Here is a 15,217-nt window from a genome sequence, read left to right as displayed (position 1 = left end):
AAAATGCGCTGGGTGCAAGGAAACTTGACCGAGCGGTCTAGTAAGTAAGCCGGCATGAATTTCGCCTTCACCGAAGAGCAAGACGAGCTGCGCAGCTCCGTGCGCAAGTTCATGGAGCAGAAGTCGCCCTCCGCCGAGGTGCGCCGCCTCATGGAAACGACCGACGGTTACGACCCGGCGGTGTGGGACCAGATGGCCAACCAGCTCGGCCTCCAGGGCCTCGCCATCCCCGAGGAGTTCGGCGGCTCGGGCTACTCGTTCATCGAGCTCGGCATCGTCCTCGAGGAGATGGGTCGCGCCCTGCTGTGCGCTCCGTTCTTCTCTGGCGTGCTCGCCCAGACGGCGCTGCTCCAGTCGGGCGACGACGCCGCCAAGAAGGAGTTCCTGCCGGGGATCGCGTCGGGTGAGACCATCGCCACCCTCGCCTTCACCGAGCAGAACGGCCGCTGGGACGAGGAGGGCATCACGCTGCCGGCGACGCAGTCCGGCGACAGCTGGACGCTCAACGGCAACAAGATGTTCGTGCTCGACGGCCACGTCGCCAATTTGATCGTCGTCGCCGCCCGCACCGGCGCCGGCGTGTCGCTCTTCGCCGTTGACGCCACCGACAGCTCGGTGACCCGCGAAGCACTCTCGACGATGGACCAGACGCGCAAGCAGGCGAGCGTCACCTTCAACAACACGCCGGCCAAGCTGATCGGCACCGACGGCGGCGGCTGGGCGACGATGCAGACCACGCTCGACCTCGCGGCTGTGGCGCTCGCCAACGAGCAGGTTGGCGGGGCGCAGAAGGTGCTCGAGATGTCGGTCGAGTACGCCAAGGTGCGCGTGCAGTTCGGTCGCCCGATCGGTTCGTTCCAGGCGATCAAGCACAAGTGCGCCGACATGCTGCTCGAGGTCGAGTCGGCCAAGTCAGCGGCGTACTACGCGGCGTGGTGCGCGGCGGAGATGAACGACGAGTTGCCCGTCACGGCGTCGCTCGCCAAGGCGTACTGCTCGGACGCGTACTTCCACGCGGCGGCCGAGAACATCCAGATCCACGGCGGCATCGGCTTCACCTGGGAGCACGACGCCCACCTGTACTTCAAGCGGGCCAAGTCGATGGAACTGTTCCTCGGCGACCCGACGTATCACCGCGAGCTGCTGGCGCAGCGCATCGGTATTTAAGTTCAGCAGTGCGTCGCGCACTTCTCCTTCTAGCGACGCTCAGCGCAGCAGCGGCGTTCCTCCTGGGCGCCGCTGTTGCGCGTGCGGACGTCACCACCACGACCAACCCGCCGAGCACCACCGCGCACGTCACGACCACGACGACGGCGCACGTGACGACCACGACGGTGCCGCGCACCACGACCACGACGGCGGCACCGGCCACCACGACGACCACGCTGAAAGCCACGACCACGACCGGCGGCACGATCGACCTCGGGAGCACGACGAGCACGTCGAACACGTCGACGACCTCGACGTCGGTGCCGGCGAAGAACGCCGGCAGCAGCGTCAACGGCGGCGCGGTCGCGTTGCTCGTGCTGTTGATCGCCGCCGTCGGCGGCGCAGCCATCTGGGTGTTCACCCGGATGCGCAATGCTTGATCCGTGGTCATAGCCGCGGCCGTCGTCACGATGCTCGTCGTGTTCGCCATCGCGGCCGGCGCGGTCGGGCGCGAGGCGCAGCGACTCGACGCCGTGCCGGCGCGTCCCGTCTTCGATCCCGACGAGGCAACGACCTGGATCGCCGAGCGCCTGCCACCACAGGTCACCGCGGTGTTGTCCTACGCCGAACTGGGCCAGATCGTGCAGTGGACCCTCGATTTGTTGCGCCGGCGCGCCGCAGTCGCCCGCACGAGCGGTGAGGTGCCCGACGCCGGAGAGGCGGCCGTCATCGACATCGACTCCGCGGTCGACTACTCGATTACCGAAGCCATGGCGAAAGGCGTCGAATTGCACCGGGAGGACGTGCGCGCCGCGGTCGAGCAGGTGCTGGCGTACCTCGAAACAATCGGCGCCATCGGGCTCGAGGCGCAGGACGACGAATAGCTCGCCGAAATGCCACAACACCGCCTCCGCCGCGTGATTTACTAATCGCACCAGAGAAAGGAGGTGGTCCCCAGAATGCACTTAGGTTTTAGGACCCTGGAGGTGGCTGGCCGCTAAGGCGGCTCGTCGGACCACTTGGTGAATCCTCACCAGCCACCCTCGCTGCTCTCGGACGGATGAGGTCCCATCCGTCGCAATCCGACCAGCGGGTAATTCCGATAACGAACTGCTCGAAGGGGCGTCTGCGTGGAAACACGTGGGCGCCCCTTCGACGCGGATAAGTTCGCCGGATCATGAGCCGGCCTATTCGTTTTGAGCATCACCGCTTTGTCGGCGACAAGCGTTCACAAGTCGTCTATGACCTCGACGCCACCGATCTCGACGCGGGGCGAATCGACGAGTTGATGCAGGCGCAGACGTACATCTGCTTCGGACCCGATCGTCTCGCGGAGGCCCGCAACCGCGGCTACCACCTGTGGAAGGGCCACGCCGACCGTCACCCTGAGTAGGGCGCGACGTGGCTGAGTCGGTCGTCTTGCCCGGTGCGGCCGGCGACCTCGTGGGCCGGCTGGCGCTGCCGCCGGGCGCCGAGCGCGGCGCGGCAGCGATGGTGTTGTGCCACGGCTTCCCGTCACCTCCACGGGGTGCCCGCGCCAGCGGCGAGGGATACGCCGAGCTGGCCGAGTTCGTCGCCGACGAGACGGGCGCGGCGGTCCTGACGTTCACGTTCCGCGGCTGTGGCCGTTCCGCCGGCGACTTCTCGCTGCGCGGGTGGATCGACGACCTCGGCGTCGCCGTCGACTGGCTGATCAAGACGCGCAACGTCGGCGAAGTCGGCGTCGCGGGTTTCAGCGCCGGAGGCGCCGTGGCTCTGTGTCGTGCGGCGGTGGACGAGCGCGTCAGTTCGGTCGCCGGCTTCGCCGTCCCTGCGACCTTCGACGACTGGTCGAATGAACCGCGCAAGTTCCTCGACCGCTGCCGGTCGCTCGGGGTCGTGCGCGACAAAGATTTCCCGCTCGACGTGGCCGCGTGGGCCCAGGAATTCGTGGCGGAGACGCCCGAGCGCGCGGCGGCGCACGTGGGTAAGCGACCCGTCATGCTCGTGCAGGGATACGACGACGACGTCGTGGCGCCGACCGACGTGCGCCGGATCGAAGCGGCCATCACGCAACACCACGGCGACGTGGAGGTGCGCATGCTCGTGGGTGCCGGTCACCGCTTGCGTCACGACCCGCGGGCGATCGCGATGCTCGTCGGTTGGGCCTCGCGGCTCGGCCCCGTGCGGGCGGACTCCGAGTGACGCCCGGGCGCGTCTGGGACGCCGGCACCTACCACCGCGTGTCGGCTCCGCTGGAGGCGATGGCGCTGCCGGTGCTGGCGCGCCTGGCGCTGCGCGGCGACGAGCGTGTGCTCGACGCCGGCTGCGGCAGCGGGCGAGTCACCCAGCACGTCACAGACGCCGTGCCGGAGGGTCGCGTCGTTGCAGTCGACGCCGACGCGGACATGGTGCGCGCCGCCGCGGCAGCGCTCGTAGGAACGTCGGCCGTTGTGCGTCAGGTCGACCTCCTCCAGCTCGACCTTCCGGCGCTCGCCGTGGGCCTCGACGCCGTGGACTGTGTGTTCTCGACCGCGACGTTTCACTGGATCCAGGATCACGACGCGCTCTTCGCTCGCCTGCTCGCCGCGTTGGTTCCCGGAGGTCGGCTCGAGGCGCAGTGCGGTGGCGGCGCCAATCTGGCGCGCGTCCACGCGGTGGCGCGCGACGTGGCGCGTCAGGAGCAGTACGCGGACGCGCTCTACGACGTCGAAGGCGTGACGAACTTTGCGACGCCGGAGGACACCGAGTCGCGCCTGCGCGCTGCGGGCTTCACGGCAGTCCGCTGCTGGCTGGAGGAGATTCCGGTCGTGCCCGACGACCCGATTGCGTACCTCCGCACGATCATTCTCGGGCCTCACGTCGAGCGTTTGGGGGACGACCTAGGCATGGCATTCGTACACGAAGTGGCAGAGGGGCTCGGCTCGCCCGGCAACGTGACCTTGGACTACGTCCGCCTGAACATCTCGGCGCGGCGGCCATGAACGAGTGGATCACGCGCCTCGACGCCACGGGGAACGGGCCGCGCCTCGCGGTGAAAGACGCCATCGACGTCGCCGGCGTACCGACGACGGTCGGATGCAAGGCGATCGCCGACTCGGCGCAGCCAGCCGGCGCTGACGCGCCGTGCGTGGCGACGGCGCGCGCCGCGGGAGCGCGCATCGTGGGCAAGGCGAACCTGCACGAACTGTGCTTTGGGACGACGGGTCTCAACCCGACCTTCGGGAATCCGCTCAACCCGCGCTGGCCCGACCTCGTGCCCGGCGGGTCGTCGAGTGGTTCGGCGGTCGCGATCGTGCTCGACGAAGCCGACGTCGCCTACGGAACCGACACCGGAGGCTCCGTGCGCCTGCCGGCTGCGTGCTGCGGCATCGCCGGGCTCAAGACCACGTGGGGTCGTGTATCGCTCGACGGCGTGTGGCCGCTGTCCCCGGCGCTCGACACGGTGGGGCCGCTCGCGCGCGATGTCGCCGGACTCGTGCTCGGCATGCAACTGCTCGAACCCGGGTTCTCCCTCGAGGGCGTCGCGGCGGCGCCGGCGATCGGCCGCCTGGCGTCGCCGGTGGCCGTCGACCCGGCGTTGCAGCGCGTCGTCGACGACGCGCTGGCCCGCAGCGGTATCGCGGTGCAGGACGTCGCCCTCGCCGGCTGGGATCAAGCGAACGTCACGTTCGCGCTCGTCATCGGCTTCGAGGCGTGGCGCTCCGATGCGGCGCTCATGGACGTTCCGGGCGGCGTGCACGACTACGTCGGCGATCGCCTGCGCGGCTGCGCCTCGATCACGCGCCAGCAGTACGACGCCGCGCTGCCGACGCGCGAAGCGTGGGTCGACGAGGTGGCCGCGTTGCTCCAGCGCGTGCCGGTGTTGGCGTTGCCGACGCTGCACGAGCGCCCGGTCACTACGGACGCCGACTTCCTGCCGAACCCGTTGGTGCACCCGTTCAACACGGCGCGCACACCGGCGATCTCGATTCCCGTGGGCACCGGACCGGGGGAGAGTTTGCAGCTGGTGGCGGCGCCGGGCGGAGAGGAACTGCTGCTGGCTACCGCGGCGGTGATCGAGCAGGCGGTGGCGCTCGCGTGGTGACCGTGCGCGGCGCCGGCGTCGACATCGCGGCGACTGATTACGGCGGCGACGGTCCGGCCCTGTTGCTCACCCACGGGATGGGGGGCGAGCAGGGCCACCTCGGTCCGGTGGTGCGGCGACTCGGGCCGCGGTTCCGCATCGTCACCTTTGACATGCGCAATCACGGCGCGTCGGGCGAAGGGGAGTGGACGTGGCCGCGGGTGTTCGACGACATCGCGGCCGTGCGCGACCACTACGGCCTCGACCGTCCCGTCGTCGGCGGCCATTCGCTCGGTGGGATGGTCGGTGTGCTGTTCGCCGAGGCGACCGGCGACGCTCGCGGTGTCGTGAATATCGACGGCCATGGGATGGGTCGTCCGCACCAGTACGTCGGCATGACCGAAGACGAGGTGACCGACGCGCTGGCGCGGCTGCGTGACGTGCAACTGGCGCTCAACGGGGAACAGCGGCCGGCGCTCAACGCCATGTTGCCGACGATCGAGGCGCTCTTCATGTTCGACCACTACGCGAACGTCACGTGCCCGCAGTTGATCTTCAACGCCTGCGGCCCCGACCCGATGGCCAACAGCAACCAGATGGCGTGGACGGCGCCGGTGATGTCGGCCTACCGCGCCGGGCTCGGGCGCGATCTGGACGCACTCGCCGCAACACACCCGTCGATCGAAGTCGAGACGATGCCCGACGCCGCCCACTACTTGGTGTTCACCCACGCCGACGCGGTGGCCGATCGCATCGGCCGCTTCGTTTCGGCCCTGCCCGATTGATGCACCTGCATTAGAATCGCCGGATGGCAGATTTGGTCATCCGCAACGCCACCATCGTCGACGGCACGGGGGCGCCGGCCTTCGCCGGTGACATCGTCGTCGACGGCGACACGATCACGTCGATCGAGGCGCCGGGCACCGCGCCCGCCGGTGCGCGCGAGATCGACGCCGAGGGCAAGTTGGCCGCACCGGGCTGGGTCGACGTGCACACGCACTACGACGGCCAGGTCACCTGGGATCCGGAAGTGACGCCGTCGTCGTGGCACGGCGCCACCACGATCGTGATGGGCAACTGCGGTGTCGGCTTCGCACCGGCGCGCCGCGGCGACGACGAGCAGGCGCTGCTGATCGAACTGATGGAGTCGGTGGAGGACATCCCCGGCACCGCGCTGCACGAGGGCATCGACTGGCAGTGGGAGTCGTTCCCCGAATATCTCGACGCCGTCGATGCGATGCCGCGCGTGCTCGACGTCGCCGCACAGGTGCCCCACGCGGCGCTGCGCGCCTACGTGATGGGCGCGCGGGCCCACGACGACGACGCCACCAGCGAAGACGTGGCGATGATGGCGAAGCTGACCGCCGAGGCGATCGAGTGCGGCGCCGTGGGTTTCTCGACGTCGCGCACCGTGCTGCACCGTTCCAAGTACGGGCTCGTGCCCGGCACGACGGCGCCGGGCGAAGAGGTCGTCGCCATCGCCGAGGCGATCGGCAAGGTCGGCAAGGGCGTCATCCAGATCATCAGCGACCGCTCGGGCCACGACGGTCCCGAACGCGACTGGATGGTCGAGATCGCGCGCTCGACGGGCCGTCCCGTCACCTTCCTCACCGCCCAGTCGCCTTTCGCGCCCGAGGGCTACCGCGACGTGCTCGACCACGCTCTGGCGTTGCAGGAGGAGGGTGTGCAGTTCGTCCCGCAGGTGGGCAACCGGCCGACGGGCATGTTGTTCGGTCTCCAGTCGTCGTTCCACCCGTTCATCACGCATCCGACGTACCGGGCGCTACGCGACCTGCCGCTGGAACGGCGCGTCGCCGAGTTGCGCAAGCCCGAAGTGTGCGCCGCGCTGCTGAGCGAGGAGGGCAAGGCGATGTCGCCGCTCATGTCGCGGTGGGACCAGATGTTCCAACTCGGCGATCCGTGCGACTACGAGCCGCCGCGGGAAGCCAGCGTCGCCGCCACCGCCGAGCGCGAAGGGCGCCGTCCCGAAGAAGTGGCGCTGGACTGGTTGCTCGAGCGCGATGGAAAGGCGTTGTTCTTCGCACCGCTGGCGAGCTACGTGCACCACAACTTCGACGCCATCCGCGAGATGGTGTCGCATCCGGCGACGGTGCTCGGTCTCTCCGACGGTGGCGCGCACTGCGGGCTCATTTGCGACGCGTCGATGACGACGTTCAATCTCACGCACTGGGCGCGGGACCGCACGCGCGGCGCGAAACTGCCGCTCGAGTTCGTCGTGCAGCAGCAGACGCAGCGCACCGCGCACCTCTACGGCTTCACCGATCGAGGCGAACTGAAGCCGGGCAAGCGCGCCGACATCAACGTGATCGACTTCGACAACTTGCACATCCACGCGCCCGAGATGATCTTCGATCTTCCGGCAGGCGGTCGTCGCCTCGTGCAGCGCGTCGACGGTTACGACGCCACAGTGTGTGCGGGCAAGATCACCTTTGAAAACGGAAAGGCGACCGGGGAACGCCCCGGTCGCCTTGTCCGCGTCTAACTATTCAGTTGTAGAGAGTTCTTAGACTTCCCGCTCCACATAGGTTGTACGACGACGGCCGCCGCGCTCGACGATCACGTTGTCGCCACCGGCGTCGCGGTTGCCCCAGCCGCCCCACGACGACCAGAACAGCATCGACAACAGCGCGCCCAGCACGCCCACGATCATCAAGATGTCGCCGACCATGTGGATGTCGAAACCGTTGGTTGTCACATTCACCGCGAAGCGAAGGATCGCACCAACGGCGATCAGGAAAATGGCTACTCCAATACCCATTGCTACGTCCTCCTTGTAGGAACGATGTGTTGCAGTGGTGGTACCGCACGGCGTGATGTTGCATACGCACCGCGTTTGGATTGACGCGTTCCGTGAGCGGGTAGAGCGCAGCCACGACTACACAAGGAGGAGCGTGATGGCTCTCGTTGTATTCCTGTTGCTGCTGGCTCTTGTCTTTGGTGGCGTTGGACTCTTCGCGGAAGGACTCAAGTGGGCGCTCATCATCGCGCTCGTGCTTCTCGTCGCCAGCGCCATCAGTGGCTCGCGCGTGTATCGCAGCTAGGCAGTCACGCGCTGCGCTTCGCGCGAAGCGTGGCGCGGACCACCGTGTGCCGCCTCCGCCGGCGGACGGTCGTCTCGTCGGCGAGGAGGCACACGATGGCGAGGCCCCGGCCGTGCTCTTCGTTCCTCGCAGGCAGACGCAACGCCTGCGACAGACGAAAACCACTGCCGGGGTCTTTTACTTCCACGATGACGTCACCGCGGCGCTCGATGCCGAGCCGCACGTCGATCTCGTCTTCGTATCCGATCGCGTGCATCGCGTTGGTGCCCAGTTCGGACAGCACCAGCAGGGCGTCGTCGATCTGGGAACGCGCGACGCCGTTGGTGGCCAGTGCCGAGTCGACGTCGTGGCGCACGAATTGCAACGCGGACGGACTTCTCGGCAAACGACGTTCGTACACAACCTTCACGACTGGCGCGGTACCCGCGGCGGGTAGCGAGTAACACATGAGGAAGTTCGGTTACACGCTTTCCAGCGAAGAGCACGGGCCGCGCACGCTGGTGGAGAACGCGCGGCACGCTGAGGACGCCGGATTCGATTTCGTGTCGATTTCCGATCACATCCATCCCTGGATCGCCGCGCAGGGCCATAGCCCGTTCGTTTGGTCGGTTCTCGGTGGCATCGCGTGCACGACGTCGCACATCGACGTCGGCATTGGCGTTTCGTGCCCCACCACGCGCATGCATCCGACTCTGGTAGCGCACGCGTCTTCGACGGTCGCACAGCTGCTCGGCGAGCGATTCTTCCTCGGCGTCGGTACCGGCGAGGCGCTCAACGAGCACGTGCTGGGCCACCGGTGGCCCCGCCACGACATCCGGCTCAAGATGCTCGAAGAAGCCGTCGCCATCATCCGCGAACTGTGGTCCGGTGAGACGGTGAACTACGACGGTCGCTACTACCGCGTCGAGAACACGCGCATCTTCGACGCCCCCGGACGCAAGCCGCCGATCATCGTGTCGGGCTTCGGGGAGCAATCGGTGGAGCTCGCCGCCAAGATCGGCGACGGCTACTGGGGCCACGGCACCGATCCGTCGCACGTCGAACGCTTCACCGCCGCCGGCGGTCACGGCCCCAAATACGCGCAGGTGTCGCTGTGCTGGGGCCACGACACCGAGCAGGCGCGCAAGACGGTGCTGAAGTACTGGCCCGTCGGCGGCCTTGGCGGTCAGCTGATGCAGGACCTGCCGACGTGGAACCACTTCGAGCAGGCGGTCGAGTCGATCAGCGAGGAGCAAGTGCTGAAGTCAACGCCGTGCGGGCCCGACGTCGAGCCGATCCTGAAGTCCGTCGAGGAGTTCGTCACCGCCGGCTTCGACCACATCTACTTCCACCAGATCGGGCCTGATCAAAGAGGCTTCATCGACTTCTGGGCCGAAAAGCTACGGCCCGCGCTCGGACGATTCGGGTAGGTGGCCGCGATGAACGCCGACGTACCCCCGGGCCTCACGGTCACCGAAGTGCTGGCGCGTTACGAGGAGCAGGGCTACGTCATGTCGTTCGGCGTCGAACCCGAAGGCAAGCTGCGCTGCGGCGCCTGCCGCACGGTGAGCGACGCGCAGGACGTGCACGTCGAAGGCATCGCCCGCGCCGAAGGGCCGAGCGACCCCGCCGACATGGCGATGGTTGCGGTGGTTCGCTGCCCGTGGTGCACCGTCGAAGGCACCCTCGTCGTCGGCTACGGACCGACCGCGAGTCCCGAGGACGCGGATGTCGTCGCGCTGCTCTTCGACGAGCGGGAAGAAGGTGAGCCCGCGGTGCTCTTTCCTGACGAGGAGCCGTGACGTGAACCCGATCGAGAAGGTCGTGCGCGGCCTCGATCGCCGCCAGCAGGCGAACCGCCCCCTGGCGTTCTGCTTCGGCGTGTCGAAGAAGTTCGGCGACGACCGCGCCGGGATGCTGGCGTCGCTGCTGGCCTACGACGCGTTCCTGGCGATCTTCCCGCTGCTGCTGTTGTTGACGACGATCCTCGGCTTCGTCACGGACCGCAATCCCGGCGTGCGCGACGCCATCCTGCACTCGGCGCTGCGCGACTTCCCGATCGTGGGCTCCCAACTGGCGAACTCCGTGCATCCGTTGAAGGGCAGTGTCGTCGCCGTTGTCATCGGCTCGGCGGGTCTGTTGTGGGGTTCGCTGGGTTTGAGTCAGGCGGCGCAGCTGGCGATGGCGGAGGTGTGGAACATCCCAGCGGTGAAGCGACCGGGCTTCTTCCCGCGGCTGGCCCGCAGCGTGGCCTTCGTCGTCGCCCTCGGTGCGGGCGTCGCCCTGACGACGTTCGTCACCGCGCTGGCGGCGTTCACGCCCGGGGCGATCGCGTCGCGGGTCGTCGCGCAGCTCGGCATCACCGTGGTGAACGTCGGCTTGGTCATCGTGTTGTTCCGGGTGCTGACGCCCGAGATCGCCACGCACGACCTCGTCCCCGGCGGGGTCATCGCCGGTATCGGCTGGACCCTTCTGCAGGCCATCGGCACGCTGCTGGTCGGCCACACGCTGAAGAACGCGTCGCAGCTCTACGGCTTCTTCGGCAGCGTGCTGGGCCTCGTCTCGTGGCTGTTCCTCACGGCGCAGCTGATGCTCTACGCCGCGGAAGTCAACGTCGTGCGCACCCGCAAGCTGTGGCCCCGCAGCATCGTGCAGCCGCCGCTGACCGATGCCGACCGCAAGGTGCTCGACGCCATCGCCGAGTCGGAACGCCGCCGGCCTGAGCAGTTGCTACGCACCGGCTGGCGCCGCCGCACCGCGTAGCCCGGCGTCGATCGCGGCGCGGAGCCGTAGCGCCGCGGCGTAGGGGTCGCTCGCCTCGGTCAACCACCGCACCACGACGAAGCGCGTGGCACCGGCGGCGAGCATCGGGCCGACGGTGTCGGGATTGACGTTCCCGGTGACGACGAAGGGCAGCGACGCAGTCGCCGCTGCCGCGCGCAGTGTGTCGAGGCCGACCGGCGCGCGCTCGGGGTGGGTGGCCGTGGCGTGCACCGGCCCGACCGACGCGTAGTCGATCGGCTCGTCGTGCGCCGCGGCCAACTGCTCGCCCCCACGCGTCGAGAGACCGACGATCTTGTCGGCGCCGACGATGCGGCGCACCAGCGCGGGCGGCGCATCCTGTTGGCCGACGTGCACGCCGTCGGCGTCGCAGTCGAGCGCTAGGTCGGCGCGGTCGTTGAGGATGAACGGCACACCGTGGTCGCGGCACACGGAGCGCGCGAGGGTGGCGCGCTCGATGATCGTGCGGGCGTCGGCGTCCTTGTCGCGCAGCTGCACGATGTCGACGCCGCCGCGGATGCAGGCGTCGACGAACGCAACCAGATCGGGCCGATCGGCTGTGCACAGGTAGAGGTGGCGGTCGCCCAGCCCGTGGTCAGCCACCGGCGACGGCCTTCACGATCTCGACGACGTCGCCGTCGCCCAGGGCTACCGACGCGTGCTCGCCGCGGAGCAGGGCGTTGCCGTTGTGCTCGACGGCAACGGTGCGTTTGGCCCAACCGAGCTGCGCCAGCAAGTCGAGCACCGTCGAGCCGTCCGGGCAGCTGACCGACTCGCCGTTGGCGACGACGGTGATCAGGACGTCTTGGCGGCCGCCGCTTTGGCCGCCGCCTTCTTCTCGGCCTTGAAGGCGCGCACTTTGCTCAGGCTCGCGTCGTCGACGATGTCGGCTACCGACAGAAAGGTGTCGGGTTTGCCGTAGTCCTTCGCCTGGTCTTCCCAGCCGGCGGGCTTCACACCGAACTGCTTGGCCAGCAGGGCCACGAAGATGCGAGCCTTCATCTCGCCGAAGCCGGGCAGTGCCTTCACGCGCTTGAACAGCTCTTTGCCGTCGGCCGCCGTCGTCCAGATCGCCTCGGGCTCGCCGTCGTACTCGTCGGCGATGAGATTGCACAGTTCGTGCACGCGCCGCGCCATCGCCGCGGGGTAGCGGTGCAGCGCCGGCCGGTCACAAAAGATCGTGACGAGCGTGTTCTCGTCCATCGCCGCCAACTTCGCCACGTCGAGGTTGGTCCCCAGCCGCTGCGTCAGCGTGTAGGGGCCGAGGAACGCCCACTCCAGCGGGATCTGCTGGTCGAGCACCATCGAGATGAGCAAGGCAAGCGGATTGGTGGCGTTGAGCGCGTCAGCCTCGTCGTTGCCGGTGATGCGCAACCTCGTCGCCGCCATACACCGCATCCTACCGACGGCGGCGCGACGCAACTCTCGTGCCCATTTCTGGCGGCCATATCGCGTCGTAGACGCGAAATGGCCGCCAAAAAGCGGCGGGAAACCGTCCCGCGATTGGCTACGTCGTGCGGGGGTCGGGCGCGTCGGCGTTGATCTCGTAGCGGGCGATCGCCTTCTCGACTTCCTCGGGGTCGGCTTCGCCCGCGGCCGCCAGTGCGCTCAGGACGGCGACGACGATGTGGCCGGTGTCGGTTTCGAAGTGGCGGCGCAACGCCTCGCGGGTGTCCGAGCGACCGAAGCCGTCGGTGCCGAGCGTCGTGTAGGAACGCGGCACCCAGCGGGCGACCTGGTCGGGCACCGACTTCATGAAGTCGGTGACAGCGACGATCGGGCCTTCGGAGTCTGCGAGCGCCACGGTGACGAAGGGCCGCTGCGGCTCGCGCGACGGGTGCAGGCGGTTGTCGCGCTCGACGGCCAGCGCGTCCTCGCGCAACGCCTTGTACGACGTGGCACTCCACACCTCGGCGGCCACGTCGTAGTCGGCCGCCAGCGCGTCGCGGGCCGCCAGCGCCGCCTGCGACGCCGAACCGGAGAACAGGATGGTGGCGCGGCGCGACGGTCCGGCCGGTGCCGCCTCGAAGCGGTACAGCCCGCGCCGTATGCCGTCGCCGATGTCGGGAGGCATCGCCGGCATCACGTAGTTCTCGTTGTAGAGCGTGATGTAGAAGAACTCGTCGCGGTCCTCGGGCCCGTACATGCGGGCGATGCCGTCCTGGATGATCTCGGCGACCTCGTAGGCGAACGCCGGGTCGTAGGCGGCGACGTTCGGCACCGTCGAGGCGAGCACCAGGGAGTGGCCGTCCTCGTGCTGGAGGCCTTCGCCGTTGAGGGTGGTGCGCCCGGCGGTGGCGCCGAGCATGAAGCCGCGCGCCCCGATGTCGCCCGCCGCCCACGTGAGGTCGCCGACGCGCTGGAACCCGAACATCGAATAGAAGATGAAGAACGGGATCATCGGCGCACCCCACGTCGTCGCCGCCGTGCCCGAGGCGATGAACGAGCACATCGAGCCGGCCTCGGTGATGCCTTCTTCGAGCAACTGGCCGTCGTTCGCTTCCGTGTAGGACAGGAGCAGTTCCTTGTCGACGGGGTCGTACTGCTGGCCGAACGGAGCGTAGATCTCGAACTCCTTGAACAACGCGTCCATGCCAAACGTGCGCGCTTCGTCGGGCACGATCGGCACGACGCGCTTGCCGATCGCCGGGTCGCGCAGGAGATTGCGGATCAGGCGGGCGAAGGCCATCGTCGTCGAGACGGCCTGGCTCTTGGAGCCGTCGTGGAATTCCTTGAACGCCGCCGGCGCCGGCAGCTCGCGCAGCTTCACCCGCGGTAGGCGCCGCGGCAGTGAGCCGGCGAGCGCCTTGCGCCGCGTCATCAGGTACTCGTGGATTTCGGAGCCGTCGGCGGGCCGGTAGTACGGCGGCAGTTTGTCGTCGAGTGCCTTCTCGGGGATCTCCTCCTGCAGGTACAGCGTGTCGCGCATCGCCAGCAACTGCGCCTTGGTCATCTTCTTGATCTGGTGGGTGGCGTTGCGCGACTCGATCTCGGGGCCGAGCGTCCAGCCCTTGATGGTCTTGGCGAGGATGACCGTGGGGGCGCCGGCGTGTTCGACCGCCGCCTTGTACGCGGCGTACAGCTTGCGGTAGTCGTGGCCGCCGCGGGGCAGGGCGTGGATCTCGGCGTCGCTGAGGTGCTCGACGATCTTGCGCAGGCGCGGGTCGGGACCGAAGAAGTGCTCGCGGATGTAGGCGCCGTCGGACACCGAGTACTTCTGGAACGCGCCGTCGACCGTGGTGTTCATCTGGTTGAGCAGCACGCCGTCGGTGTCGCGGGCGAGCAGCTCGTCCCACTTGGAGCCCCAGATGACCTTGATCACGTTCCAGCCCGCGCCGCGGAAGACCGCTTCGAGTTCCTGGATGATCTTGCCGTTGCCGCGCACGGGCCCGTCGAGGCGTTGCAGGTTGCAGTTGACGACGAAGATGAGGTTGTCGAGGCCCTCGCGCGCGGCGAGCGACAGCGCACCGAGCGTTTCGGGTTCGTCGCACTCGCCGTCGCCCACGAAGCACCACACCTTGGCGCGGCTGGTATCGGCGATCTCGCGGTTGAGCAGGTAACGGTTGAACCGCGCCTGGTAGATCGCCTGGAGCGGGCCGAGGCCCATCGACACCGTGGGGAACTCCCAGAAGTCGGGCATCAGGCGCGGGTGAGGATACGACGAGAGTCCGCCGCCACCGACTTCCATGCGGAAGTGGTCGAGCTGGGACTCGGTGAGTCGCCCTTCGAGGTAGGCGCGGGCGTAGATGCCGGGCGCGGCGTGGCCCTGGAAGTACACCTGGTCGCCGAACTGGCCGTCGTCCTTGCCGCGGAAGAAGTGGTTGAAGCCGACCTCGTAGAGCGACGCGGAGGACGCGAAGGTCGACAGGTGCCCGCCGATGCCCTCGCTGCGGGTGTTGGCCCGGGTCACCATGACCGCGGCGTTCCAGCGAATGAAGGCGCGGATGCGGCGTTCGATGAACTCGTCGCCGGGGAACCATGGCTCCGCGTCGCGGGGGATCGTATTGATGTAGGGCGTCGAGACGGTGGCCGGGAAGCCGACGCCGGCTTCGCGGGCGCGCTCGAGCAACTTCATGAGGAGGAAGCGGGCGCGGTTCTTGCCCTCGGCGTCGACGATGGCGTCGAAGCTGTCGATCCACTCCTTGGTTTCGGAGGGGTCGGTATCGGGAAGCTGATGGCTGTACCCGTCGAAGATCACATG

At 68.2% G+C, this 15,217-nt stretch carries 19 protein-coding genes; 13 read left to right on the top strand and 6 right to left on the bottom strand.

Annotation, left to right across the window (positions count from 1 at the left end):
- The first annotated feature begins 54 nt into the window (after positions 1-54).
- The 9 genes from VHC63_06445 to VHC63_06405 all read left to right on the top strand — a co-directional run bounded on the left by VHC63_06445 (position 55) and on the right by VHC63_06405 (position 7,697).
- The gene (locus VHC63_06445) at positions 55-1,167 is read left to right on the top strand and encodes an acyl-CoA dehydrogenase family protein (GenBank protein ID HVV36226.1); all 1,113 of its coding nucleotides are present in this window, start codon (positions 55-57) and stop codon (positions 1,165-1,167) included.
- Positions 1,168-1,175: 8 nt separating this feature from the next.
- A complete protein-coding gene (locus VHC63_06440) occupies positions 1,176-1,589 on the top strand; it encodes a hypothetical protein (GenBank protein ID HVV36225.1) in 414 nt (137 codons plus the stop codon).
- A gap of 3 nt (positions 1,590-1,592) precedes the next feature.
- Entirely contained in the window at positions 1,593-2,033 is a 441-nt protein-coding gene (locus VHC63_06435; GenBank protein HVV36224.1) for a hypothetical protein, read from the top strand.
- Positions 2,034-2,326: 293 nt separating this feature from the next.
- Complete coding sequence (locus VHC63_06430; protein HVV36223.1) at positions 2,327-2,542, top strand: hypothetical protein; 216 nt, start codon at positions 2,327-2,329, stop codon at positions 2,540-2,542.
- Positions 2,543-2,550: 8 nt separating this feature from the next.
- Complete coding sequence (locus VHC63_06425) at positions 2,551-3,333, top strand: alpha/beta fold hydrolase (GenBank protein HVV36222.1); 783 nt, start codon at positions 2,551-2,553, stop codon at positions 3,331-3,333.
- A complete protein-coding gene (locus VHC63_06420) occupies positions 3,330-4,112 on the top strand; it encodes a methyltransferase domain-containing protein (protein HVV36221.1) in 783 nt (260 codons plus the stop codon). Before VHC63_06425 ends, VHC63_06420 begins: the two co-directional genes overlap by 4 nt.
- Positions 4,109-5,215, top strand: a complete 1,107-nt coding sequence (locus VHC63_06415; protein ID HVV36220.1) for an amidase — start codon at positions 4,109-4,111, stop codon at positions 5,213-5,215. The genes VHC63_06420 and VHC63_06415 overlap by 4 nt, the downstream gene beginning before the upstream one ends.
- Complete coding sequence (locus tag VHC63_06410) at positions 5,209-5,979, top strand: alpha/beta hydrolase (GenBank protein ID HVV36219.1); 771 nt, start codon at positions 5,209-5,211, stop codon at positions 5,977-5,979. Before VHC63_06415 ends, VHC63_06410 begins: the two co-directional genes overlap by 7 nt.
- A 23-nt stretch (positions 5,980-6,002) precedes the next feature.
- On the top strand, positions 6,003-7,697 hold the full coding sequence (locus tag VHC63_06405) for an amidohydrolase family protein (protein ID HVV36218.1): 1,695 nt from the start codon (positions 6,003-6,005) through the stop codon (positions 7,695-7,697).
- A 21-nt stretch (positions 7,698-7,718) separates the two neighbouring features.
- On the opposite strand, the gene VHC63_06400 is transcribed toward VHC63_06405, so the two are convergent.
- Complete coding sequence (locus VHC63_06400; protein HVV36217.1) at positions 7,719-7,973, bottom strand: DUF6458 family protein; 255 nt, start codon at positions 7,971-7,973, stop codon at positions 7,719-7,721.
- A 136-nt stretch (positions 7,974-8,109) separates the two neighbouring features.
- Here VHC63_06400 and VHC63_06395 point away from each other — a divergent pair, with 136 nt between their 5' ends.
- The gene (locus VHC63_06395) at positions 8,110-8,256 is read left to right on the top strand and encodes a hypothetical protein (protein ID HVV36216.1); all 147 of its coding nucleotides are present in this window, start codon (positions 8,110-8,112) and stop codon (positions 8,254-8,256) included.
- Positions 8,257-8,260: 4 nt separating this feature from the next.
- Here VHC63_06395 and VHC63_06390 read toward each other — a convergent pair whose 3' ends face one another.
- Positions 8,261-8,704: an ATP-binding protein gene (locus VHC63_06390; GenBank protein ID HVV36215.1), complete on the bottom strand. Its 444-nt coding sequence runs from the start codon at positions 8,702-8,704 to the stop codon at positions 8,261-8,263.
- Here VHC63_06390 and VHC63_06385 point away from each other — a divergent pair.
- From VHC63_06385 to VHC63_06375, 3 genes are read left to right on the top strand one after another with little or no spacing between them, the layout of a single operon-like run.
- Entirely contained in the window at positions 8,703-9,665 is a 963-nt protein-coding gene (locus VHC63_06385; protein HVV36214.1) for a TIGR03557 family F420-dependent LLM class oxidoreductase, read from the top strand. The two genes, VHC63_06390 and VHC63_06385, sit on opposite strands and share 2 nt — an antisense overlap.
- 9 nt (positions 9,666-9,674) lie before the next feature.
- Positions 9,675-10,037, top strand: a complete 363-nt coding sequence (locus VHC63_06380) for a hypothetical protein (GenBank protein ID HVV36213.1) — start codon at positions 9,675-9,677, stop codon at positions 10,035-10,037.
- Position 10,038: 1 nt separating this feature from the next.
- Positions 10,039-10,998, top strand: a complete 960-nt coding sequence (locus VHC63_06375) for a YhjD/YihY/BrkB family envelope integrity protein (GenBank protein HVV36212.1) — start codon at positions 10,039-10,041, stop codon at positions 10,996-10,998.
- On the opposite strand, the gene thiE is transcribed toward VHC63_06375, so the two are convergent.
- The 4 genes from thiE to aceE form a co-directional block, all read right to left on the bottom strand.
- On the bottom strand, positions 10,966-11,619 hold the full coding sequence (thiE, locus tag VHC63_06370; protein HVV36211.1) for a thiamine phosphate synthase: 654 nt from the start codon (positions 11,617-11,619) through the stop codon (positions 10,966-10,968). The genes VHC63_06375 and thiE overlap by 33 nt on opposite strands.
- Positions 11,612-11,761 (bottom strand): sulfur carrier protein ThiS, encoded by a 150-nt coding sequence (thiS, locus tag VHC63_06365; GenBank protein ID HVV36210.1) that lies wholly within the window; start codon positions 11,759-11,761, stop codon positions 11,612-11,614. Before thiS ends, thiE begins: the two co-directional genes overlap by 8 nt.
- 50 nt (positions 11,762-11,811) lie before the next feature.
- Positions 11,812-12,405: an HhH-GPD-type base excision DNA repair protein gene (locus VHC63_06360; protein ID HVV36209.1), complete on the bottom strand. Its 594-nt coding sequence runs from the start codon at positions 12,403-12,405 to the stop codon at positions 11,812-11,814.
- Between the two features lie 118 nt (positions 12,406-12,523).
- The gene (gene aceE / locus VHC63_06355; GenBank protein ID HVV36208.1) at positions 12,524-15,214 is read right to left on the bottom strand and encodes a pyruvate dehydrogenase (acetyl-transferring), homodimeric type; all 2,691 of its coding nucleotides are present in this window, start codon (positions 15,212-15,214) and stop codon (positions 12,524-12,526) included.
- Positions 15,215-15,217 lie beyond the last annotated feature (3 nt).

This window comes from Acidimicrobiales bacterium (genome assembly GCA_035546775.1).
Classification (GTDB): Bacteria; Actinomycetota; Acidimicrobiia; order Acidimicrobiales; family JACCXE01; genus JACCXE01.
This window is presented reverse-complemented; position numbering and strand designations above follow the sequence as displayed.